Genomic DNA, 22,416 nt, shown 5'->3' with positions numbered 1-22,416 from the left:
TTACGGGGCCTTGGGCAACTCGTCCAGCGGGTCTACGGGCTTGCCGTCGCGGCGCACTTCGAAGTGGAGCTCGTCACCCTTGGCAAGGCCGGTGTCGCCCACCAGCCCCACGCGTTCGCCGGCGGCCACTTTCGCGCCCTGCTTCACGGTGACGCGGCTGAGAAAGCCATAGGCCGTGAACCACCCGTTGCCGTGATCGAGCACGACCAGATTGCCGAACTGCTGTTTTTCCGGTCCGGCGAATTTGACGGTGCCAGCGGCAGCGGCGCGGACCATCGTGCCTTCGGGTGCCTTGATGTCGATGCCGTCATGCGGATCCGTCCCGGCGGCGAACTTGCGGCGGAGCGGCCCGGACACGGGCCAGAGGAAGCGGGCGGCGGTGGTTTTTGCACTAGATGCAGGCACCGGCGCGGAGGCTGCGACCGGCGCGGCTTTCGCATCGACCAGTGTCGGGATCAGCAGCGATTGGCCCGATTTGACCGGCGCTGCGGGATCGAGCCCGTTGGCAAGCGCGATCTGATCCCACGGCACGGCATATTTCAGCGAAAGCGAGAAGCCGGTGTCGCCTGCTTTCACCGTGTGGCGCCGGGTGCGCGGGATCTTGAGCTGCTGGCCGGTACGTACCACATAGGGTGGCTGCAGCCCGTTCGCTTCAATGAGCAGAACGCGGGCGACGCCGGCGCGCTGGGCGATGCCGCCCAGTGTTTCGCCGGGTTCGACCTCATGGATTTCCTCGGTCTCGGCAGAGGCGGCCGCAGCCCTGCGCGCCACAGTCTGTGCGCGCGCGGCGGTGCGCGCTTCGGGCGTGGGCGTCGCGGTGGGCGTGAGTGTGGCGGCAGGTTTGGCCGAAGCGCTGCGGGGGATCGTCAGCTTCTGCCCGGCCTTGACCACGTAAGGCTGTTTCAGCCCGTTGGCCCTGGCGATTGCGGTGGCCGCTACGCCGGCGCGATTGGCGATACCGTTCAACGTTTCCCCCTGGCCGACGACGTGGACCTTTTCGGCCCCCGGGGCGGCAAGCGCGGGCGCGCCGGCCAGCGCGAGCGCCGCAATCGGGAGAAACGCGTGGCGGATCATGCCGAGTAGCGGCTCGCGATCTGCGCCAGCGAGGCGTCGTGCGTCAGGTCCAGTTGCAGCGGCGTTACCGAAATATAGCCCTCGGCAATTGCTTCCAGATCGGTGTTGTGGCCGGGCGTGTGCTCGATGCCGTGCAGGCCGAACCAGAAGTACGGGAACCCGCGCGGGTCCATGCCTTCGACGACCGAACCGCGCGCATAATCGTGGAAGCCCTGACGGACGACGCGGATGCCCTTCACGTCGGCGGCGGCCACCGGCGGGAAGTTCACATTGATCAGCGTGCGCGGCGCGAAGGGAACGTTCAGCAGCGGGCGCAGCACTTTGGCGCCCCATTCCTCTGCGGCGGAGAAACTGACGTTGTTGCCATGGCCTTCGCCGGCATAGACCTGGCTCAGCGCGATCGAGGGGATGCCGGCCATCGCCCCTTCCATCGCTGCCGAAACGGTGCCCGAATAGGTCACGTCATCGCCCAGATTGGCGCCGCGATTGACGCCGGACAGGATCAGGTCGGGTGGGCCGGGCAGGGCCTTCTTGAGGCCAAGCGTCACCGAATCGGTCGGTGTACCCGTGACCGAGAAGCGCTTGGGCGCATGTTCGCGCATCCGCACCGGGCGGCCCAGCGTCAACGAGTGGCCGGCGCCCGACTGTTCTTCGCTCGGCGCGCAGATCCAGATGTCGTCCGAAAGCTGGGCGGCGATCTTTTCGAGGACGTAGAGGCCGGGGGCGTTGATGCCGTCGTCGTTGGTGAGGAGGATGCGCATGATGTCTCTCTAACTTGGCCGGGCGTTGGCCCATTCATCCTTCGACAGGCTCAGGATGAGCGGAGGGGGCCCATCCATCCTTCGACAAGTTCAGGATGAGCGGAAGGGGGGCTCAGACGGAGTGGGATTGGATGAATATCTTCCCAAACCCGCTCAGGCTGAGCTTGTCGAAGCCCCCTCGGAACTCAATCAGAAGCAGGGCTCCAGCTTCTCGATCCCACCCATCCACGGCTTCAGCGCTTCGGGCACCAGAACCGAGCCGTCTTCCTGCTGGTAGTTCTCCAACACGGCGACGAGCGTGCGGCCGACCGCGAGGCCGGAGCCGTTGAGGGTGTGCAGGAACTCGGTCTTCTTCGACCCTTCCGGCTTGAAGCGCGCGTTCATGCGGCGGGCCTGGAAATCGCCGCAGTTCGAAACCGAGCTGATCTCGCGGTAGGCGCCCTGGCCGGGCAGCCAGACTTCCAGATCGAAGGTCTTGTTCGCGGTGAAGCCCATGTCGCCGGAGCAGAGCAGCACCTTGCGATAGGGCAGTTCCAGCGCCTGCAGGATACCTTCGGCAGCGGCGACCATCTTCTCGTGCTCGGCTTCCGACTGGTCGGGCTGGCACACGGTGACGAGTTCCACTTTCTCGAATTGGTGCTGGCGGATGAATCCGCGCGTGTCGCGCCCCGCCGAACCCGCTTCGGAGCGGAAGCAGGGCGTGAGCGCGGTCATGCGCAAGGGCAGGGCTTCAAGATCGACAATCTCATCCTGAACCGCGTTGGTCAGCGAGACTTCGGCGGTGGGGATCAGCCAGCGGCCGTCTGTAGTCTTGAACAGGTCTTCCGCGAACTTGGGAAGCTGGCCGGTGCCGTAGACAGCCTCGTCCTTCACCAGCAGCGGAACGATGCATTCCATGTAGCCGTTGGTGGCGGTCTGCGTATCCAGCATGAACTGCGCGAGCGCGCGGTGCAGGCGGGCCATGTGGCCCTTCAGGAAGGTGAAGCGCGCGCCGGAGAGCTTGGCACCCGTCTCGAAATCGAGGCCGAGCGCGGGGCCGAGATCGGCATGTTCCTTCGGCTCGAACGCGAAAGTGCCGGGGGTGCCCCACTTGGCGACTTCAAGGTTCTCAGTCTCGTCCGCGCCGTCGGGCACTTCGGCCACCGGGATGTTGGGCAGACCGGCCAGCACGCTCTGAAGCTGCGCAGAAAGCTCCTTCTCCTCGGCTTCCAGCGCGGGGAGGGTGTCCTTCAACTGGGCGACTTCGGCCTTCAGCGCTTCGGCCGTGGCGGTATCGCCCTGGCCCATGGCCTTGCCGATCGCCTTTGACGCCTCGTTGCGGCGATTCTGCCCCTCCTGCATGCGCGTCGCGACCGAGCGGCGCTGCTCGTCAAGCGCGAGGATGTCAGCGGCCACGGGGGCAACCCCACGGCGGGCGAGGCCGGCGTCGAATCCTTCGGGATTCTCGCGGATCAGGCGGATATCGTGCATGGGCCGGGGCTATGCCGCCTCACGCCGATACGCGCAAGATTGGCCGATGCGCTTTGTGCCGCCGAACTTCGATGCACCCACAGTCTTTGCGCATGGCGGGTAAAGTGCCGGCACCGTTCCAACCCGGGCCGAAACGGACGTATTTGCCGTTGGCGCCATGTCGCAATTGCGAAACGATCCCTGCCATGGGAACGCTTCGACTGATCCTCGCCATCGCCGTCCTGCTTCAGCACATTGGTCGCTTCCCGTTCGGCGGAGACAATGCCGTTGTCGGCTTTTTCGTCATTTCGGGCTATCTCATGACTTTCGTCATGCAGCGCAGCTACGGATACGGTCTGGAGGGTTTCGCCCGGTTCTGGTGTAACAGGGCGCTGAGGCTGTATCCTTCCTATCTGCTCGTGCTTGCGTTTTCGGTGAGCCTGCTCGCCTTGGTGCCCGACGGTTTTCGCATCGCGTTCAAGCCGGAGATGGCGATTCCGGCTACCACCGGCCGATGGCTGGAGAACCTGACGATGATCTATCCGGCCATCGTCCCCAGCAGCATTTCGCCGCGGCTGGCGCCCGCGACCTGGGCCATCACGACGGAACTGGTCTTTTACCTGCTCATCAGCCTGGGAATCTCCCGCAATCGGCAAATCACGCTGGTATGGTTTGGCCTGTCGCTCGCCTACAGCATGGTCGCAATACTTGCCGGTGACGTGGGCTTGTTTTCCTACCTTGCCATTCCCGGCGGCAGTCTGCCGTTCAGCCTTGGCGCGCTTGCCTATCATTACCGGGAGGAGATCGGTGCCCGTATCGCCGGGCACGCACCGAAACTGGCATGGTGCGCGCTTGTGGCATTTGCAGCCGTCATCGGATTGCGTTTTGCGGCGAGAGCCCTGTGGGGACCGAGCGTTTGCGATGCGATCGCTCTGATCGTGACCGGCCCGATCGCCCTGCTGATCGTTGCCCCATTGGCCGTGTCGGATTGGAACCCCGTTCCGCGCGCATTGGACAAGCGCCTGGGGGACTTGTCGTATCCGATTTATATTTCCCACTGGATTGTCGGGTTGGTCATTGCATGGTCGTTGGGTTGGCAAGGGGCGCATTTGTGGCAACGGGTGATCCTTTGCCTCATCACCTTGATAGTCTCGATTGCATTTGGCCGTTTATTGACTTTGACCTTCGACCCGCTGGTAGAGCGTCTTCGGACGAGAATTCGAACCCGAAGAATATCCACGAATATGAAGAGTGCTTCCTGTTAAGCGGGAAAATGCCATTAAATTTCCGCAAGCTGCCCTTGCGACACCTCTGCTGATAATTCTTCGCAATCGAAGGTCGAAAGTGCCGCCTATAACACCCTAGGGGTCCGCAAAAAGCCGGAACGGTTCCGACTTGCGCGGGCGGGATTGGGGTAAAAGCTATGGAGTGGTTCAGGGCAAACGCGCCTATTCGGCTTAAATTGCTGATTTCATTTGGCAGTATGGCGGCGCTGACTTTGGCAAGCGGGCTGGCCGGGCTATACCTGGCAGACGGAATGGCGGGCTGGGCCGTGGTTGCGGCCACTTTCGCAGCGGCAGTTTTTGGCATCGCCTATCGTGAGGCGATTGCCGGGCCTTACGTCGCCACCGTGGTGCGCATGGAGGGACTTGCCGCAGGCGATCTCGACAGTCCGATCGAGTTCACGCATTTCCGCGATTGTGTGGGGCGCATGACGCAGGCGATGTTCCAGTTCCGCGAAACCGCGCAGGCAGAGATCGCCAAGAGCGACGAGGCGCAGCGCAATGCCCAAGTGGTGCAGGGCATGGCGATGAACTTTCGTCGCCTTTCCGATGGCGACCTGACGGCGGACATCGTCGAGGACTATCCCGGCGAATATGCGGCGCTGAAGGATAGCTTCAACGATGCGCTGGGCAGCCTGCGCGGGTTGCTGGGATCGGTGAAGTCCGGCACGCAGAACAGCCTTGTCGGGTCGCGCGAGATTGCACAGGCGTCGGAGGATCTTGCCCGGCGGACGGAGGCCAATGCCGCCAGCCTGGAACAGACGGCGGCGGCAATCCAGCAGATCGATCACCGGCTTAAGGCCACTGCGGAGGCGGCGACGCGGTCGGTCGCGACATCCGGGCAGGCGATGGATGCGGTGCATGAGGGGCGCTCGCGCACCGATGCCGCAGTTGAGGCGATGAACCGCGTAAGCGAAAGCGCCAAGGGCATCGATGCGGTGATCGAAGGGCTGGACAAGATCGCCTTCCAGACGCGCGTGCTGGCGATGAACGCGGCGGTGGAGGCCGGACGCGCCGGCGATGCCGGGCGCGGCTTTGCGGTGGTGGCCGATCTGGTTTCGGCACTGGCCATGCGTGCTGAAGAGGAATCGAAGCGGGCGCGCGATCAGCTTGGCGTGACCCAGACGGATATCGAGGCCGCCGTGGAGGCGGTGCACAAGGTCGATTCCGCTTTCGGCGTGATCTCGGTTTCGGGCGAGGAAGTCACACGGCTGGCCGGGCTGATCGCCTCTGACAACGACGCTCAGGCCGCCGCGATCGGCGAGATCAACGCCGCTGTCAGCGCGATGGACCATTCGACGCAGCAGAACGCGGCGATGGTGGAGCAGACTTCGGCGGCGGCGCGCAATCTGACGTCCGAAGTGGCCACGTTGGCGGCGGAAGCGGATCGCTTTCGCATGACGCCGGCGCAGGGCGGTTTCCGGCCGATGCTGGTGAGCGGGCGCGTCTGATGCGTCATTCCGTCGCGGCGGCACGGGTCGCTGCGGCGGAAGCCCTCAAAAGCCATCGATGTTCGGAGTGTTTGAAGGTGGCCATTCCAGAGAAGGAATGGTGGGCGCGGCAGGGATTGAACCTGCGACCCCACCCGTGTGAAGGGTGTGCTCTACCACTGAGCTACGCGCCCGCCGGCCGGACCATGTCCGCTGCGGAAGCGCGCCTCTAGATGAGTCGGATCGAATTGACAAGCGTGCATCTGCAATTAAATCGCGTGGCATGACCGAAGAGACCAAGACCGGCGCAGACGTGCCGCCCGACCACCTTGCCATCAACCCGAAGAGCCCGTTCTTCGATGAGGAAAAGCTGAAGCGCGGCGTTGGCATCCGCTTTAAGGGCACCGTGCGCACCAATGTCGAGGAATATTGCATTTCCGAAGGTTGGGTGCGCGTGCAGGCCGGCAAGACGCTGGATCGCAAGGGCAATCCGCTGACGGTGAAGCTCGCCGGTCCGGTCGAGGCCTGGTACGAGGATCTGGGCGAGGACGCGCCGGTCGCCAAGCTCTGAATATGGATCGGGCCGCGTGATGCGGCCCGATTGCTATCAGTAGGTGCCTGCGATGATGGCGCCGATAGGGTCGCTTCGGCGGCCCTTTTTCTTTGCCTGCGGCGTGAGGGCGGGCGATTCGTCGGGTTCCGCGATGGCGTCGAGCCGGGCACTGCCCAGATCCTTCATCGCGCCGGGCTTCGCATTATAAATGAAGCCGGAAACTGGCCAGTGCGTGGTGCCCAGGTTATGGATCGGTGCGTACCACACGCGCACTTCGCTCCAGTCGTTCTCGGGCGAAACGTCCAGCACGGTCACGTTCTTCTCGATCTGGCCGCGGCGGCCATTGATCGGGGACCAGTTGGAATGGCTGACCAGGATCGTGCGCGAATCGACCACTTTGCTGACCGTCGCCACGTGGCCCAGTTCGGAATTGGCGTAAGGTTGCATCGCCATGACTGCGCCGACGCGCGGCGTGTGGCCGGTGGCATAGCGTCCATGCGCCTGCTGCCACCAGGTATGGGCATCGCCGAAGATGCGGATGCCCGAAAGCTGGCGTGCGTAGGGCACGCATTCGAGATAATCCGGGCCTTTGGCGGCGTCCGATCCGCCATCTGCGCCCCCGTTTGCACCGGCCATGGTATCGTCGATGGCGGCGCTGGCAGCGACCGGATTGATGGCTGGTGCCGCCGCCGCAAGTGCGAGGCCCAACATGATGAATCTGCGGTAACCCTTCATGTTTGCCATGTTCGGCGGGCAGGGTTAGGGGCTTCCTGAATTATGTGGTTAATGGCGCGGTAACTATTTGAGCGCCGAAACCGCAGAAAACCGTGTCTTTTTGCAGGGTCATTTCCATTTGCGGCAAATTCCCCTATCGGCGCGAATCCTTTATCGAGTTCTTATATGCTTCCCCAGGTGATCATCATCGGCCGACCCAACGTTGGCAAGTCCACGCTGTTCAATCGGCTCGTCGGCAAAAAGCTCGCGCTTGTCGACGATCAGCCGGGCGTCACGCGTGACCGTCGCTTCGGCGATGCCGAACTGCTGGGGCTCAAGTTCCAGATCGTCGACACTGCCGGCTGGGAGGACGACGAAGCGGAGACGCTGCCCGGCCGCATGCGTCAGCAGACCGAGGCTTCGTTGGAAACTGCCGACGTCGCACTGTTCGTGGTCGACGCGCGTGCCGGCTTGACCCCGCTGGACGAGGAAATCGGCAACTGGCTGCGCGCCTCGCCGGTGCCGGTAATCCTGCTGGCAAACAAGGCTGAAGGCCGCGCGGGCGAGGGTGGTCTGCTCGAAGCCTATTCGCTGGGCCTTGGCGATCCGGTTGGCATCTCCGCCGAGCATGGCGAGGGCATGGCCGACTTGTTCGAGGCCCTGCTACCGCATCTGGAACCGCTCCAGCCTGAAGAGGAAGAGTTCGAGGAGCTGGACGAGGAAGCGCTGCTGCGCGCGCCGCTCAAGCTGGCCATCGTCGGCCGTCCGAACGCGGGCAAGTCCACCCTGATCAACAAGATCCTGGGGCAGGACCGCCTGCTGACCGGGCCGGAAGCGGGCATTACCCGCGATTCGATCGCGATCGACTGGGAATGGACCGATCCCAAGACGGACGAAGTCCGCCCGGTTCGCCTGATCGATACCGCCGGCATGCGCAAGCGCGCCAACGTGACCGAAAAGCTGGAACGCATGGCCGTGGCCGACGCGCGCCATGCGATCGACTTTGCCGAAGTGGTCGTGCTGCTGCTCGATGCAACGCGCGGGCTGGAGCATCAGGACCTCACCATCGCCTCAAAGGTGCTGGAAGAAGGTCGCGCACTGATGATCGCGATCAACAAGTGGGACGTGGCCGAGGACGCTTCGAAGCTGTTCCAGGGCATTCGCGGCGCGCTGGACGATGGTCTGGCCCAGGTCCGCGGCGTGCCGCTGCTGGCGGTTTCGGCACGCACCGGCAAGGGGCTGGACGAACTGATCGCCGCCGCCTTCTCGATCCGCGAGGCATGGACGCGCCGCGTGCCGACTGCCGCGCTCAACCGCTGGTTCGACGATGCGTTGTCGGCCAATCCGCCGCCGGCGCCGGGCGGTAAGCGCATCAAGCTGCGCTACATCACCCAGGCCAAGACCCGCCCGCCGGGCTTCGTGCTGTTCGGCACGCGACTGGACCTGCTGCCGGAAAGCTACAAGCGCTACCTGGTCAACGGCATCCGCCGCGAACTGGGCTTTGACGCGGTGCCGATCCGCCTGAACCTGCGAAGTGCGAAGAACCCCTTCGCAAACAAGTAGGCGCCAATTGCCTCAGACATGAAAAAGCCCGCTTCCGCATTGTGCGGGAGCGGGCTTTTTCGTGGGAGCGGGGAGCCGTGGCTTACGAGGGGTGCGCTGCCGTTTCGGCGCTGGCACCGCGCTGCTCGGCCGCTTCGTCTTCCAGTTCGATGGCGTCGGGCTCGATCATGCCGTCTGCGCTGCGCATCTCGCGCATCAGGTTCCAGACCGAGATGAACAGCGCGGCGATCACCGGGCCCACGATAAAGCCGTTGAGGCCGAAGATCTGCAGGCCGGCCAGCGTGGCGATCAGCACCACGAAGTCCGGCATGCGCGTGTCGCGGCCGACCAGGATCGGGCGCAGCAGGTTGTCGATCATGCCGATCACGAACATGCCGCAGAAGGCGAGGATCGAGCCCTGCCAGACATGGCCCGTCGCCAGCAGGTACAGCGCCATCGGCACCCAGACGAGGCCGGTTCCCACGGCGGGCAGCAGCGAGAAGAAGCCCATCAGCACGCCCCAGAGCAGCGATCCGGGAATCCCCAGCAGCGAGAAGATGACCCCGCCGACAAGGCCCTGCAGGATGGCAACGACCACGGTTCCCTTCATCGTTGCGCGCACTACGACGAGGAAGTTGGTGATCAGCCGGTCGCGAAGGTGCGGGCGCAGCGGCAGCGATTCACGGATCAGTTCACCGTAACGGCGCCCGTCGCGCAGCAGGAAGAAGGTGAGGTAGAGCATCACGCCCAGCGCGGCGAGGAAGCTCAGCGCGCCCTGACCGGCGGAGACGAGGCGCGTTGCCAGCCCCTGCAAGCCGCTGGCGATCCCCGCGCCGAACTGGCGGCGCAGCGATTCGAAGTCGGCAAGGCCGTAGCGGTCCACCAGTCCCTCTACCGAATCGGGCAGGGCGGCGCGCAGTTTTGCGATAGTGTGGCTGACATCCAACTGGCCGGTGGAGATCTTCTCGTAGATCGCGCTCACTTCCTGCACCAGGCTGATGCCCAGCAGGATGGCCGGAATGATGAACAGGGCCAGCAGCATCAGCAGCATAAGCCCGGCGGCGGTGTTGGGCCGCCCGCCCATCTTTTGCGAAAAGCGGAAGGTCAGCGGCTCGAACAGGATCGCGGCGACCACGCCCCAGAGCACGGCGCCGAAATAGGGCATCAGCAGCCATGCGAAGGCGACCGATACGATGATGACCAGAAATGCGAAGCCATAGTCTTCGAGGCGATAGGGGGGCTGCGGACGTGGACTCTCCATGATCCTGTCTTAGCACGATTTCATATTGCGCCAGCCCGGATCGGGTACGGGGTGGATTTTTTCGGGCGGCTGGGCAAGACAAGCCGCATCGGGCGGGCGGCGAACGGCTTTCCGCGCATCCATAAAAAGAACCGGAGATCGCGTCTTGCGCACAACTCTCGCCCTTCGCCTCGCTATTCTGTCCCTCGGCTGCGCCGTGGTTCCCTTTGCGCCCGCCCTGGCGGACGATGCCGGCCCGCAGCGCGCCTTTACAGCCGACGATCTGTTCAAGCTTTCGGGCGTTACCGATCCGCAGATCTCGCCGGACGGCAGCCGTATCGCCTATGTGCGCTCCAGCGCGGACGTGATGGTGGATAAGCAGGTGCCGTCGATTTGGCTGGTGGACGTGGCAAGCGGCGCGCAGCGCCCGCAGGTCACCGGGCAGGGCGCGCATTTCTCACCGGTCTGGTCGCCGGACGGCAAGCGGCTGGCCTTCGTTTCCAGCGACGGCAGCGGCGCGCCGCAGCTTTACGTGCTGTGGCTGGATAGCGGCGCCAAAGTGCGCGTGACCGGCCTGCCGGATAGCCCCGGCAGCATCGCCTGGTCGCCCGATGGCCGCCAGATCGCCTATACCATGCGCGTTCCGGGTGAGGCGATGAAGCTGGGTTCCGGCCCCGCCAACAAGCCGGAAGGCGCCAAGTGGGCCGATCCGCTGGAAGTGATCGACCGCGTGACCTATCGCGCCGATGGCGGCGGCTATACGCAGCCGGGGTACGATCACTTGTTCCTCGTCTCCACCGATGGCGGTGCGCCGCGCCAGCTGACTTTCGGCAATTTCGACGATGAGGGCCCGCTCTCGTGGACGCCGGACGGCAAGCGCATCCTGTTTTCGGGCAATCGTAATGCCGACTGGCAGCGGGAAGCGAACAATTCCGAGGTCTATTCGCTCGACATCGCCAGCGGTTCGCTGACGGCGCTCACCACGCGCAAGGGGCCGGATGCCAATCCGCTGGTCTCGCCCGACGGCAAGCGCGTGGCCTATCTCGGCTATGACGATGTGAACCGGTCTTACGAGAACACCGAGCTTTACGTCATGAACATCGACGGTTCGGGCGTGAAGGCGCTGACCGGCAAGTTCGACCATTCGATCGATTCGATCGCATGGTCCGGCAATTCGACGGTGCTTGCCCAGTATGACGATCACGCGAAGACTTACGTGGCGCGTGTCGGCCTCGACGGGTCGGTGCGTAATGCGGTGGAAGGGCTGAGCCCGGGCAAGGGCTATGACCGCCCCTATACCGGCGGCGAGTTCTCGGTCTCCGGCAATGGGCGCATCGCCTATACCTCGGGCACGGCGGCTCGTCCGGCGGACCTTTGGGTCAGTAGCGGCGGAGCGGGGCGCAAGCTTACCGATCTCAACGGCACCTGGATGGAAGCCAAGGCGATGGCGCCGGTGCGCAAGCTGGCTGTCACTGCGCCCGATGGCCGTGCGATCGACGCATGGCTGGTGACGCCGCCGGGGCTCGCTGCGGGGCAGCGCGCGCCGCTGATTCTGGAAATCCATGGCGGCCCGAACACCGCCTATGCGCCGGGCTTCGCGACCGACTATCAGCTCTACGCGGCGCATGGTTATGCGGTGCTCTACACCAACCCGCGCGGCAGCACGTCCTATGGCGAGGAGTTCGCCAACCTGATCGACCGCGCCTATCCCGGCAAGGACTACGACGACCTGATGGCGGCCGTCGATGCCGCGATTGCCGATGGCGTGGCGGATCCGAACAACCTCTTCGTCACCGGCGGTTCGGGCGGCGGCGTGCTGACGGCGTGGATCGTCGGCAAGACCGATCGCTTCAAGGCGGCCGTCACGCAGAAGCCGGTGATCAACTGGATCAGTGAGGCGCTGACCATGGACGCCACCACCTTCACCTCGCGCTACTGGTTCGACAAGAAGCCGTGGGAAGACCCGATGGAATACTGGCGCCGTTCGCCGCTGAGCATCGTCGGCAATGTGAAGACGCCGACCATGGTCGTGGTGGGTTCGGAAGACTATCGCACCCCGGTCAGCGAAGCGGAGCAGTACTATGCCGCGCTGCAGATCCGCAGTGTGCCGACGGCGCTGGTGAAGGTGCCGGGTGCAAGCCACGGCGGCATCGCTGCGCGGCCCTCGCAGTCGGCCGCCAAGGCTTCGGCGATCCTGGCGTGGTTCGACAAGTACCGGACCGACAAGACCGCTCCGGCAGCGGACGCTAAGTAAGCGAAAGTTCGGCGGCGAGCTGGGCGACCAGTTCCGCCGCCGGCAATGGGCGGGACAGCGGCGCACCCTGTCCCGCCCATTGCGCGCCGTAGAGCGACTCGCCCTTGGCCTTGGCAGCGGCGTTGAGCGCCTTTCCGGCCAGATAAGTGCGCGGATAGGCGGGGACCGGCGGGATGCCGCTGCGTTCGCCGAACTCCGTAAAGCGATTGGCAAGACAGCGTGCAGGGCGGCCCGAAATGGCGCGCGTCATCGTCGTATGGAGTGCCGCATTACTGGCGAGCAGGGCGCGATAACCGGCATCGGCGTTCGATTCGGTACAGGCGATAAAGGCGGTGCCAAGCTGCGCGGCCACGGCGCCAAGGTTCAGCGCGGCGCGGATGCCGGCGCCGTCCATGATCCCGCCCGCCGCGATCACTGGCAGCTTGCCCCAGCGGGCCAGCTGCCTTGTGAGCGCGAACGTGCCAAGCCGGTCGTCCCGCGCGTCTGGATCGAACATGCCGCGATGGCCGCCGGCTTCCCACCCTTGCGCGACCAACACGTCGACACCCGCCGCCAGCGACAACTCCGCTTCGGCCAGGCTGGTGACACTGCCGAGCAACAAGCAGCCTGTTGCTTTCAACGCGGCGATGGCGTCGGGATCGGGCAAGCCGAAGTGGAAGCTGACGACGGCGGGTTTCGCCTCCAGCACGACATCCAGCATGGCGGCATTGCCGGCGAAGCTGTCGTAGATCGTTTCCAGCGCGGCGGGCGGCTCTGCGTCATATTCGCGGAACAGCGGGGCGAGGGTATCAAGCCAAGCCTGTTCGCCCGCAGGATCGGCCTGCGGCGTTTCGTGCACGAAGAGGTTGAGGTTGAAGGGCCGGTCGGTGCGGCTGCGCAGATCGGTGATCTGCCTGCGGGCTTCATCTGGTCCGATGGCACCGAGCGCCAGTGAACCGAGCGCCCCGGCATTGCAGACTTCGGCGGCAAGGGCCGGCGTCGAAGTGCCGGCCATCGGGGCCTGTATCAGCGGAATGGAAAGGCCAAGGCGCGCGAGAAAATCCATCTAACCCGCGCGCCTTCCTAAAGTCAGTCTTCCGCCGGCTTGCTCTGAAGCTGGCAGTAGTTCTGGATGCCCATGCGCTCGATCATGTCGAACTGCTTTTCGAGGAAGTCGACGTGCTCTTCCTCGCTCTCCAGGATGCGTGCGAAGATTTCGCGACTGACGTAGTCGCGCACGGCTTCGCAGTGAGCGATGGCTTCGCGCAGCAGCGGAATGGCGTCATGTTCCAGCGCGAGGTCGGCCTTAAGCACTTCCTCAACGCTCTCACCGATGCGCAGCTTGCCCAGCGCCTGGAAGTTGGGGAGCCCGTCGAGATAAAGGATGCGATCGGCCAGCACGTCGGCGTGCTTCATCTCGTCGATCGACTCGTGGCGCTCATACTCGGCCAGCTTCTTGATGCCCCAGTTGTCCAGCATGCGGTAATGCAGCCAGTACTGGTTGATCGCGGTCAGCTCGTTGAAGAGAGCCTTGTTGAGGAAGTCGATGACCTGGGGGTCGCCCTTCATGGGGGATGCTCCTGAAAATTTCAGGGCGCATTATGGGCGCGTATGCAAACGGGTGCAACCCGCGGAAAGCCCCGCGAGGTGAACCTCTTACGCCGGGTGTACCGTTTAGGCGGCGGCGCTGAGTGGTGCTTCCAGCGCCGACATTTCATCGGCGATGATGTCTTCGGCGTCTTCCAGGCACTGTCCGCACTGCGGTGTCCGGCCGAGCGCGGCGTAGAGTGCATTGGCATCCCCACGGCAGCAGCGCGCGGCGGTGCGCAGGTCGTTTTCCTTAATCGCATTGCAGATGCAAACGTACATGGGCGAATCCTCTTACAAGGCCCATCATATGCAACTGCAAATGGATCGCAATAGCATTCTTTGGGGCCGAAAATCCGCCAAAAAACTCAGGTAGATAGTGGGCGCCGATTGGGCAGAAGGCGCTTTTCGACCAGCGAACGCCACACCAGCTCCAGCGGTCCGCGCCGGTATCGGCGCAGGAACGGCGCGCTCCAGGTCAGCATGATCGACCAGCCCAACAGCACGAACAGCCACTGCGCCGCCGCGCCCACTTTGCCATAAAGGCCAAAGCCCCAACCGAAGAACAGAACGCTCATCAGCAGGCTGGTGCCGATGTAATTGCTGAAGGCCATCTGCCCGCAGGCGACGAGACGGCGGCCGATGCCGCTGCGCAGCAGTGCCGGCGCGGCGGCCAGCATCAGCGCGCCGTAGCCGAGGGCGGTGACGAAATGCGCCGGCATCAGCCCCTTGCCGAGCATCACGTACATCGCGATCGGCGGGAAATGGCGCGGCCAAGCCCAACGGAGCGCGATTAGGGTGAGGATGAGGCCAGCGCCGGCAGTCACTGCGCCGAACTGCAGCAGCGTGCGGCGTGGTACCGCGCCTTGCGCCAGCCCCATGCGCTGCAGCACCAGACCGACCAACATCAGCGGGATCACCTCGCTCCACGCATGCAGGGTCATCGTCACCAGCCAGAAGGGATCGTCGCGCAGCTTCGCTGCTGCAATGTCCCAGAAACCGGCGTGGTAGAGTGCCGTCTGCGCCTTTGCCGCTTCGCGATATAGGGCGAGGCGGTCGGCGACTTCGTGGCGCTCCGCCAGCGCGGCGACGCCCAGGCGAACGGCCTCCTCGGCCCGCAGAAGCGGCAGCATGGCGGCAAGATCGACGATCGCGGCGGTCAGCGCGATGCCCCCCGCCAGCCCCAGCAGCACCGCGCAAGGCTGGCGGCGCACGAACAGCACGGCGATGCCGCAAGTGGCGTAGACGAACAGGATGTCTCCCCACCACAGCAGCAGATAATGCAGCTGCCCCAGCAGCATCAGCCAGGCGAGGCGGCGCACTTGCAGCACGTCGCCATCGCGGCCGGCGGCGTCCGTGCGTTCGCAATAGAGCGCGATTCCGGCACCGAACAGCATCGCAAACAGCGCGCGCATCTTGCCTTCGAAGAACAGGAAGCCAATGGCATAGCCCCATTCGTCGGCACCGCTGGCGGGCATCGCAAATCCGGGGGAGGCCGATCCCACCGCCGGCCCGGCAAAGCCCGAAATGTTGATGGCCAGGATGCCCAGAACGGCGATCCCGCGAATGAGGTCAAGCGTTTCGAGCCGGTCCACAGCTTCCGCCGCGCCGGTCACCTCGAAATCGTAGTGGACCTCGCGGGCGTTATCGCCCGTCAATGCCTTCGGCATAGCCCCTGTCTCCCAATCGGGAGGCTATGCCTGCGATTCGCCGGAGTCCATGGAAATTGCCGATGGAAGATGGGATGGCGGGGGCTATCGCCCCGACGCTTGCCTCAGGCCGTTGTCAGGCGGTCATTTGGGCGGTGTAGCGATGCACTCGTGGCCTGAAGACTTCAGTGCCGCGCAAGCCTTATCGGCCTCCGCCTTGCCGGCGAAGCCGGTGGCATAGAGGAAGATCAGCGGGCCGCCGCGCACCTGCTCGCGGCGGCTTCCAGCCAGTTCTGGGCGCTTCGACAGGCTGGACCACAATTTGTCGGCATTGGCGGCCACGCCGAAAGCGCCCAGCTGGAGGCGCCAGCCACCCGGTTTGGCGGACGTGGCGGCGGAAGCGGGGGCCGGGGCGGGGGTAGGGGGCTTGGCAATTGCAACGGGTTTTTGCGCGGCAGGTTTCTGCGCAATGGGCTTCGCCACGGCAAGCCGCGCCGGCTCGGGCGGGCTTGCGCTTGGCACCGTCGCGACAATGGCCGGCTTCTTTGTGGGCGAAACCGTGGGCTTTTCGATCGAGGCGGGCCTTTCGATCGAGGCGGGCACGGGCCGTGCATAGTCGGCGCCCGCCGTCGCAGGGCCGGTGGGCTGCACCGATTCGCGGGCGAGTTGCGGGCGAGTCGCAGCGGCTCCGGGTGCGCCCAGCGCAGCGGATGCATCCACGCGCGTACGCTCTGCATCGGCGTCGGCGGAGAGTTTGGCCGCTAGCGGGACGCTCTGCTGCCGTTGCTCCAGCGGAATGTGCTCGTCCATCTGGGCAAGCGCGCGGGTGGCCTGCGGCAGGCCGGCCTGCTGGGCCAGACTGACCAGTGCATAGGCGCGCACCCAGTCCTTCTCGGCAAGGTCGCCATTGAAGCAGGCAACGCCCAGAATGTACTGTGCCCGCGCGTCCCCGCGGCCGGCGGCGGCGGCGATATAAGGCATGGCCTTCTCACGCTCTCCGCGCTGGAACAGCAGCAGGCCGTAGTTGTCCGAGGCCTGCACATGGCCCTGCGCTGCGGCCTTGCCATAAAGTGTTTCGGCCTGCCCCAGATCCAGCGGCACGCCCCGGCCCATCTTGTAGGCCTGCGCCATGTTGAATTCGGCGTCGGCATCGCCCTTGTCGGCCAGCGGCTGCCATTGCTGCACGGCGGCTTCGTATTTCCCGTCCGACCAGGCATCGACTCCGGCCTTCACGTCGGCGGCGGCGGGAGTCGGAATCAGGGCGCAAAACGTGCAGAAGGCCCCGGTCGACGCAGCGCTCGTTGCAAGGAAACGAAGAATTTTCTGCATCTTGATCCCGCCCCGATGACCGTTCCCGGCTGGAAGACATGCTACGCGAAGATTGACGGATGGCACCAGCCCGGTCGCGGGACAATACGGGCTACTGCCGAAAATCGCCCTTAACCGACATGGTAAACAAATTCCTGACGCGATGGTGGCATGAAAGGGTGGGCGCGGGAAGCCTGCGGCCGGGAGCGCGGCGTACGTAATTAACTCTAAATTAGGAACGATCTGCGATCCCAGCCCTCAGACAGGTTCACATTCCTTATGGAATTCTCAGGGGACAGGGCTTTGCGAGTACTGGCATTGGCATCGCAGAAGGGCGGCTCGGGCAAGACCACGCTCTCGGGACATCTTGCCGTCCAGGCGCAGCGCGTCGGCGCCGGGCCGGTCGTGCTGATCGACATCGACCCGCAAGGCTCGCTGGCCGACTGGTGGAACGAGCGTGAGGCCGAACTGCCCGCCTTCGCCCAGACCACCGTGGCGCGCCTCGCCGCCGATCTTCAGGTGCTGCGCCAGCAGGGCTTCAAGCTGGCCGTGATCGACACGCCGCCGGCGATCACTATGGCGATCCAGAGCGTGATTTCGGTTGCCGAACTGATCGTGATCCCGACCCGTCCCAGCCCGCACGACTTGCGCGCCGTGGGCGCCACGGTCGATCTGTGCGAGCGTTCGGGCAAGCCGCTGCTCTTCGTCGTCAACGCCGCCACGCCCAAGGCGCGAATCACGGCCGAAGCCGCCGTCGCACTTTCGCAGCACGGCACCGTTGCCCCGGTCACGCTGCACCAGCGCACCGATTTCGCCGCCTCGATGATCGATGGCCGCACGGTGATGGAAGTGGATCCCAACGGCCGTTCCTCCCAGGAAGTGGCGGCGCTGTGGAACTACATTTCGGACCGTCTCGAAAAGAACTTCCGCCGCACCGTGTTCTCGGCCCCGCCGGTTCCCGGTCAGCCGGTGATCCAGGGCGCGCAGCGTCCGGTCGGTGGCTTCGGCCGCCGCGTCGCGGGGTCCTGAGCATGTCCGGCGCGATGAGCGAGCCCCGTACATTCGCGTCGCTTTCGCCGAGCCTGCTGGCCCGCAAGGGCAGCGCCAAGCCGGCGATGCGCCGTCAGGACAACGCCTCCTTCGGCATGAGCGGCATGGCCGTCGCGCCGGCACCGATCGACGACCTTGGCTGGAACGACTGGGGTGCGCCCGAACAGGCAGCGCAGGTCGCGCCGGTGGCGGCTGAACCTTCGATTGCAGTTGTTGAGGCCGTTGCACCGATGACTGTGGTGGTTTCGAACCCGGCTCCGATCGAGGAACCGGTTTTCGAGGCTCAGGCTTTCGAAGAAGCGCATGTGGAAGAGGCTGATCTCGGCGACATGCACTTCGTCGAGGAAGAAGGCGAAGACGGTTCGACCGACGCGCCGATGGCATCGCTCATGCCCGAAATGCCGGCCCTCGCGCCGCGCAAGCCGGACGTGCTGCGTCAGATCGAGGATCTGGCCGAGCGGATCAACCGTACCGCCGCGTCGGTGCGCCCGATGATCACCGAAGGTCGCCGCGCTGCATTCACGCTGCGCCTCGATGCCGAACGTCACTTCCGCCTCAAGATGGCCGGCGTGCTGCTCAACCGCAGCGCCCAGACCATCGTGACCGAAGCGCTGGACAAGTACCTGGCCGAATTCGCCGACGTTTCGGCGCCGGCCCGGATGGCGGCGAAGCGCAGCTGATCGTCCTAGGGGGGACATTCTGATGGAACGCCTCAATTCTTCTCGCACCCGTACGGTTGGGCTGACGATGGGCGCGGCCATGGCGGCGGCGCTGCTGGTCAGCTGCGCGAGCCACGGACCGGTCGCCAGCTCCGGCGCCCCTGCCACGGCTTCGGCCGATGCGGGTGACAAGGCTATTGCCCGTGCCGAACAGCGCGTGGCCAAGTCTCCGCGTGACGCTGCCGGTCGTTCGGCTCTGGCGCAGGCTTATCTTGCTGCGGGTCGCTTCGATTCGGCAGCCACCACGTTCGCAGATGCGATCTCGCTGGGCGATCAGGATCCGCATACTGCCCTTGGTGCCGCGCTGGCCTATATCGGCGCCGGCCGCAATGCAGAGGCACTGGCCGTGTTGGAGCGCGTGCAGGACAAGCTTCCTGCCAGCGATTTCGGCCTGGCCGTGGCATTGGCCGGTCAGCCGGCCAGCGGCGTTTCAATCCTGACCGACCTCGTGCGCGGCGGCGAGGCGACGCCCAAAACGCGCCAGAACCTTGCCTATGCCTATGCCCTCGACGGTCGCTGGCGCGAAGCGCGCCTGATCGCGTCGCAGGATCTTTCGGGCGACCAGCTTGATGCGCGCCTCAACGAATGGGCCTCCAGCGCCGCCCCGGCGCAAGGTCGTGAACGTATCGCTACGCTAATCGGCGCGCCGCTGCGTGGCGATGCGGGTCAGCCGGCAATGCTGGCGCTGAACCCGTCGACCGACGGCGCGCAGCTTGCCACCGCCAAAGCTCCTGCACCGGCCGCGGAAGTACCGGTTGCCGCTCCGGCACCCGTGCAGGTTGCTGCCGCCGGTGGCGAACTTCCGGCCGTGCAGTCCGGCGAAAGCTTCTGGGGTTCCAGCCAGCCCGAGGAAGCGGCCCCGGCGCCTGTCGCCACGCCGCGTCCGGCCATGACGGGTGCCGTTGCTGCGCGCAGCCTGCCCAAGCCTGCTTTCGCACAGGCGCCGACCGCGCGCCGCGCTGCCGCTCCGGCCAAGGTCGCCGCCGCCCAGCCCAAGCGGGCTGTCGGTGCCACCACCCATCTCGTCCAGCTCGGTTCGTTCCGCTCGATGGACGGCGCCAAGCGCGCCTGGGCCATCTTCCAGGCGAAGAATCCGAAGCTGAAAGATCACACCCTGCGCATCACCGAGGCGCAGGTGAACGGCCAGCGCTACTACCGCGTTGCCGCCGAAGGCTTCGATCGCGATGGCGCACAGTCGCTGTGCTCTACTGTCCGCCAGGGCGGATCGGCTTGCCTTGCCTATTCCGAACGTAGCCCGCTGCCGGGCGCCAAGCTCGCGAGCCGCTGACGCGTTTCACTACTTTACCAGTTCCATGTGAACCTGAACGGCCCCTGTTTTCGAACAGGGGCCGTCTTTTTTGGTGGGTATGGAGTTGGCTGGTCAGCGAGCAGCGGAGCTTATCAAATCCAATCCGTCGGCCCCCGCCTTCGCGGGGATGACGGCGTGTTTTGAGAGAGATTTGAGCGGGGCTGCGTCGCGTTCGGCCCCGCTTTGGTCCATGAAACCGCTTACTTTTGAAGAACCGCCACGCCGCCCTTGAACAACGCCACGGCGCGGCCCTGCACGGGCTGCTTGTCAAACGGCGTATTGCCGGCGAGGGCGGCCATCTTGTCCGAATCGACAATCCACGGACGGTCCGGCGCGATCACCGCGATGTCCGCTTCCGCGCCCACCTCAAGCTTGCCGGCATTGACGCCCAGTAGCTTCGCAGGGTTGGTGGCGATCAGCTCGAACGCGCGCGACAGGGAGATCACGCCATCGCGCACGAGGTTCATGGTGTGCGGCAGCAGCGTCTCTGCCCCCGCCATGCCCGGCGCCGAATCGGAGAACGGCAGGCGCTTGTCTTCAGGCCCGCGCGGATCATGGCCGGATGCGATGACGTCGATTGTGCCGTCGCCGATGGCGGCGATCACCGCCTTGCGGTCGTCTTCCGAACGCAGGGGCGGGGAGAGGTGGGCGAACGTGCGGAAACCTGCCAGCGCCAGGTCGGAGAGCATGAAGTAGGCCGGCGTCACGCCTGCCGTCACTTTCAGCCCGCGCGCCTTGGCCGCGCGCACGAGGTCCAGCCCCTTGGCAGTCGTCACCTTGCGGAAGTGGATCGGCGCATTCGCCAGTTCGGCCAGCGCGATGTCACGGGCGATCGCCAGCGCTTCGGCTTCGGCGGGGGCGGAGGGCAGGCCCAGACGAGTCGCCATTTCGCCCGCGGTGGCAACGGCCTTGCCGACGATGCCTGCGTCTTCCGAATGGGTCATCACCACCATGCCCAGCATGCCGGTGTACTGCAGCAGACGCAGCATCGTGCCCGAATCGCCGATCCAGCTGCGGCCGGTGGCGACCGCCTTGGCGCCGGCATCGCGCATCAGCGCGATTTCGGCCAGCGAAGTGCCTTCCAGCCCCTGCGTCGCGGCGGCGAGCGGGTGCACCCAGAAGTCCGGCTTGCCCGATTGCGCGGCAAAGCGCACGCGGGCCGGCACGTCGAGCGGCGGGTTCTGGTCCGGCATCAGCGCTGCTCGGGTAATGCCGCCGAAGTGGAAGGCCGGCTTGTCGATGGCGAAGACGCCAAGGTCGACCAGACCCGGTGCGATCAGGTGGCCGCCGGCATCGTGGACGGTGTCGCCCGGTTGCGCGGAGACGTCGGCGCCGATCGCGGTGATGAAACCACCCTCGCAGCGCAGAGCGCCGGGGGTGATAGTGCCGTCGGCAAGGACCAGTTTGCCGTTGGTGAGGGTGAGGGGTGCCTGATTGCTCATGCCCAGCCCTCCACATTGCGGGCTTTTCGGGTCAGCACATCAAGACAGGCCATGCGCATGGCCACGCCCATTTCCACCTGCGTGGTGATCTGCGAGCGGCCGACCAGATCGGCCACGTTCGAATCGATTTCGATGCCGCGGTTCATCGGCCCCGGATGCATGACGAGGGCGTTGGACTCAGCCTTGGCAAGCCGGTCGAGCGTCAGACCGTAAAGATGGCGATATTCGCGCGGGGAGGGGATGAACTGGCCTTCCATGCGTTCCAGCTGGAGCCGCAGCATCATCACCACGTCGGCGCCCTTCAGCGCGGCGTCGAAATCGTGGAACACCTTCACGTTCATCCGCTCGATATCCGCGGGCATCAGCGCGGGCGGCGCGCAGACGCGCACTTCGGCGCCCAGCGAGGCGAGCGAGAGGATGTTCGAACGGGCGACGCGGCTGTGCAGGATATCGCCGCATATGGTGACGCGCAGGCCGTTGAAGGCGCGCTTGGCCTGCCGGATCGTCAGCGCGTCCAGCAGGGCCTGGGTGGGGTGTTCGTGCTGGCCATCGCCGGCGTTCAGAACCGGGCAGTCGACCAGATTGGCGATCAGCTGCACCGCGCCCGAACTGGCATGGCGGATGACGATGGCATCGGCGCGCATGGCGTTCAAAGTCATCGCCGTGTCGATCAGCGTTTCGCCCTTCTTCACGCTGGAATTCGCCACCGCCATGTTCACCACATCGGCGCCCAGGCGCTTGCCGGCGATCTCGAAGCTCAGCAGCGTCCGCGTCGAATTCTCGAAGAACGCGTTGATGATCGTCAGGCCCGAAAGCAGATCGCGGCGTTTCTGCGTGCCGCGATTCATCTCGACCCATTGTTCGGCCTCGTCGAGAAGGAACCAGATCTCATGCGGGGCAAGACCGCCAATGCCCACGAGACCGCGATGCGGGAAGGCGAGCGCGCCTTCCGGATAGATATATTCTGGGGATGTCATCGAAGATCAGGCACTAGGCCCAGCTGGCTCCAGGCTCAAGCATTTTACGGGCAATAACACGCAAGAGATGCGCTGTGTCCGGAAACCTTGTTTCGC

At 65.1% G+C, this 22,416-nt stretch carries 20 protein-coding genes and 1 tRNA gene; 8 read left to right on the top strand and 13 right to left on the bottom strand.

All coding sequences use genetic code 11. From position 1 onward, the window contains the following. The 3 genes from ACZ1JV_RS22150 to serS all read right to left on the bottom strand — a co-directional run bounded on the left by ACZ1JV_RS22150 (position 1) and on the right by serS (position 3,305). The gene (locus tag ACZ1JV_RS22150; protein WP_465150547.1) at positions 1-1,074 is read right to left on the bottom strand and encodes a LysM peptidoglycan-binding domain-containing protein; all 1,074 of its coding nucleotides are present in this window, start codon (positions 1,072-1,074) and stop codon (positions 1-3) included. Beyond that, positions 1,071-1,835, bottom strand: coding sequence for a 5'/3'-nucleotidase SurE (gene surE, locus ACZ1JV_RS22145; protein WP_465150546.1), 765 nt, complete (start codon positions 1,833-1,835; stop codon positions 1,071-1,073). The genes ACZ1JV_RS22150 and surE overlap by 4 nt, the downstream gene beginning before the upstream one ends. Positions 1,836-2,024: 189 nt before the next feature. Then, positions 2,025-3,305, bottom strand: a complete 1,281-nt coding sequence (serS, locus tag ACZ1JV_RS22140; protein ID WP_465150545.1) for a serine--tRNA ligase — start codon at positions 3,303-3,305, stop codon at positions 2,025-2,027. A 185-nt stretch (positions 3,306-3,490) separates the two neighbouring features. Between serS and ACZ1JV_RS22135 the strand changes: the two genes are divergently transcribed. Both ACZ1JV_RS22135 and ACZ1JV_RS22130 read left to right on the top strand, forming a co-directional pair. After that, positions 3,491-4,549: an acyltransferase family protein gene (locus tag ACZ1JV_RS22135; RefSeq protein WP_465150544.1), complete on the top strand. Its 1,059-nt coding sequence runs from the start codon at positions 3,491-3,493 to the stop codon at positions 4,547-4,549. 158 nt (positions 4,550-4,707) lie between these two features. Beyond that, positions 4,708-6,018 (top strand): methyl-accepting chemotaxis protein, encoded by a 1,311-nt coding sequence (locus ACZ1JV_RS22130; RefSeq protein ID WP_465150543.1) that lies wholly within the window; start codon positions 4,708-4,710, stop codon positions 6,016-6,018. Between the two features lie 98 nt (positions 6,019-6,116). Here the strand turns inward: ACZ1JV_RS22130 and ACZ1JV_RS22125 are convergent. Further along, a tRNA-Val gene (locus ACZ1JV_RS22125) sits at positions 6,117-6,191 on the bottom strand. 89 nt (positions 6,192-6,280) lie between these two features. Here ACZ1JV_RS22125 and ACZ1JV_RS22120 point away from each other — a divergent pair. After that, on the top strand, positions 6,281-6,568 hold the full coding sequence (locus tag ACZ1JV_RS22120; RefSeq protein ID WP_395331520.1) for a DUF3297 family protein: 288 nt from the start codon (positions 6,281-6,283) through the stop codon (positions 6,566-6,568). Between the two features lie 36 nt (positions 6,569-6,604). Here the strand turns inward: ACZ1JV_RS22120 and ACZ1JV_RS22115 are convergent, their stop codons facing one another. After that, complete coding sequence (locus ACZ1JV_RS22115; protein WP_465150542.1) at positions 6,605-7,261, bottom strand: CHAP domain-containing protein; 657 nt, start codon at positions 7,259-7,261, stop codon at positions 6,605-6,607. 189 nt (positions 7,262-7,450) lie between these two features. On the opposite strand from ACZ1JV_RS22115, the gene der reads away from it, so the two are divergent. Beyond that, positions 7,451-8,827, top strand: a complete 1,377-nt coding sequence (gene der / locus ACZ1JV_RS22110; RefSeq protein WP_465135829.1) for a ribosome biogenesis GTPase Der — start codon at positions 7,451-7,453, stop codon at positions 8,825-8,827. An 82-nt stretch (positions 8,828-8,909) separates the two neighbouring features. On the opposite strand, the gene ACZ1JV_RS22105 is transcribed toward der, so the two are convergent. Next, entirely contained in the window at positions 8,910-10,067 is a 1,158-nt protein-coding gene (locus tag ACZ1JV_RS22105) for an AI-2E family transporter (RefSeq protein WP_465150541.1), read from the bottom strand. 145 nt (positions 10,068-10,212) lie between these two features. Here ACZ1JV_RS22105 and ACZ1JV_RS22100 point away from each other — a divergent pair, with 145 nt between their 5' ends. Further along, on the top strand, positions 10,213-12,300 hold the full coding sequence (locus ACZ1JV_RS22100; RefSeq protein WP_465150540.1) for a prolyl oligopeptidase family serine peptidase: 2,088 nt from the start codon (positions 10,213-10,215) through the stop codon (positions 12,298-12,300). Here ACZ1JV_RS22100 and ACZ1JV_RS22095 read toward each other — a convergent pair. The 5 genes from ACZ1JV_RS22095 to ACZ1JV_RS22075 form a co-directional block, all read right to left on the bottom strand. Then, a complete protein-coding gene (locus ACZ1JV_RS22095) occupies positions 12,293-13,345 on the bottom strand; it encodes an NAD(P)H-dependent flavin oxidoreductase (RefSeq protein ID WP_465150539.1) in 1,053 nt (350 codons plus the stop codon). The genes ACZ1JV_RS22100 and ACZ1JV_RS22095 overlap by 8 nt on opposite strands. 23 nt (positions 13,346-13,368) lie before the next feature. Beyond that, a complete protein-coding gene (bfr, locus tag ACZ1JV_RS22090) occupies positions 13,369-13,848 on the bottom strand; it encodes a bacterioferritin (RefSeq protein ID WP_465135825.1) in 480 nt (159 codons plus the stop codon). Positions 13,849-13,953: 105 nt separating this feature from the next. Further along, on the bottom strand, positions 13,954-14,148 hold the full coding sequence (locus tag ACZ1JV_RS22085; protein WP_465135824.1) for a (2Fe-2S)-binding protein: 195 nt from the start codon (positions 14,146-14,148) through the stop codon (positions 13,954-13,956). An 86-nt stretch (positions 14,149-14,234) separates the two neighbouring features. Beyond that, positions 14,235-15,536, bottom strand: coding sequence for a DUF418 domain-containing protein (locus ACZ1JV_RS22080; RefSeq protein ID WP_465150538.1), 1,302 nt, complete (start codon positions 15,534-15,536; stop codon positions 14,235-14,237). Between the two features lie 123 nt (positions 15,537-15,659). Beyond that, positions 15,660-16,844, bottom strand: a complete 1,185-nt coding sequence (locus tag ACZ1JV_RS22075; protein ID WP_465150537.1) for an SPOR domain-containing protein — start codon at positions 16,842-16,844, stop codon at positions 15,660-15,662. A 282-nt stretch (positions 16,845-17,126) separates the two neighbouring features. Here ACZ1JV_RS22075 and ACZ1JV_RS22070 point away from each other — a divergent pair, with 282 nt between their 5' ends. Genes ACZ1JV_RS22070 through ACZ1JV_RS22060 form a run of 3 tightly spaced genes read left to right on the top strand, consistent with a single transcriptional unit; the run spans position 17,127 to position 19,880 of the window. Beyond that, a complete protein-coding gene (locus ACZ1JV_RS22070) occupies positions 17,127-17,852 on the top strand; it encodes an AAA family ATPase (protein ID WP_395331538.1) in 726 nt (241 codons plus the stop codon). A 14-nt stretch (positions 17,853-17,866) separates the two neighbouring features. Further along, positions 17,867-18,553 (top strand): hypothetical protein, encoded by a 687-nt coding sequence (locus ACZ1JV_RS22065; protein WP_465150536.1) that lies wholly within the window; start codon positions 17,867-17,869, stop codon positions 18,551-18,553. 22 nt (positions 18,554-18,575) lie between these two features. Next, positions 18,576-19,880 (top strand): SPOR domain-containing protein, encoded by a 1,305-nt coding sequence (locus ACZ1JV_RS22060; protein ID WP_465150535.1) that lies wholly within the window; start codon positions 18,576-18,578, stop codon positions 19,878-19,880. 221 nt (positions 19,881-20,101) lie between these two features. Here the strand turns inward: ACZ1JV_RS22060 and ACZ1JV_RS22055 are convergent, their stop codons facing one another. Continuing rightward, positions 20,102-21,343, bottom strand: a complete 1,242-nt coding sequence (locus ACZ1JV_RS22055) for a dihydroorotase (protein WP_465150534.1) — start codon at positions 21,341-21,343, stop codon at positions 20,102-20,104. Continuing rightward, positions 21,340-22,320: an aspartate carbamoyltransferase catalytic subunit gene (locus ACZ1JV_RS22050; protein ID WP_465135818.1), complete on the bottom strand. Its 981-nt coding sequence runs from the start codon at positions 22,318-22,320 to the stop codon at positions 21,340-21,342. Before ACZ1JV_RS22050 ends, ACZ1JV_RS22055 begins: the two co-directional genes overlap by 4 nt. Positions 22,321-22,416 lie beyond the last annotated feature (96 nt).

The sequence above is a fragment of the Novosphingobium sp. BL-S-19 genome (genome assembly GCF_055521675.1).
The sequence above is the reverse complement of the archived record's forward strand: the minus strand, read 5'-3'. Positions and strand labels throughout refer to the sequence as shown.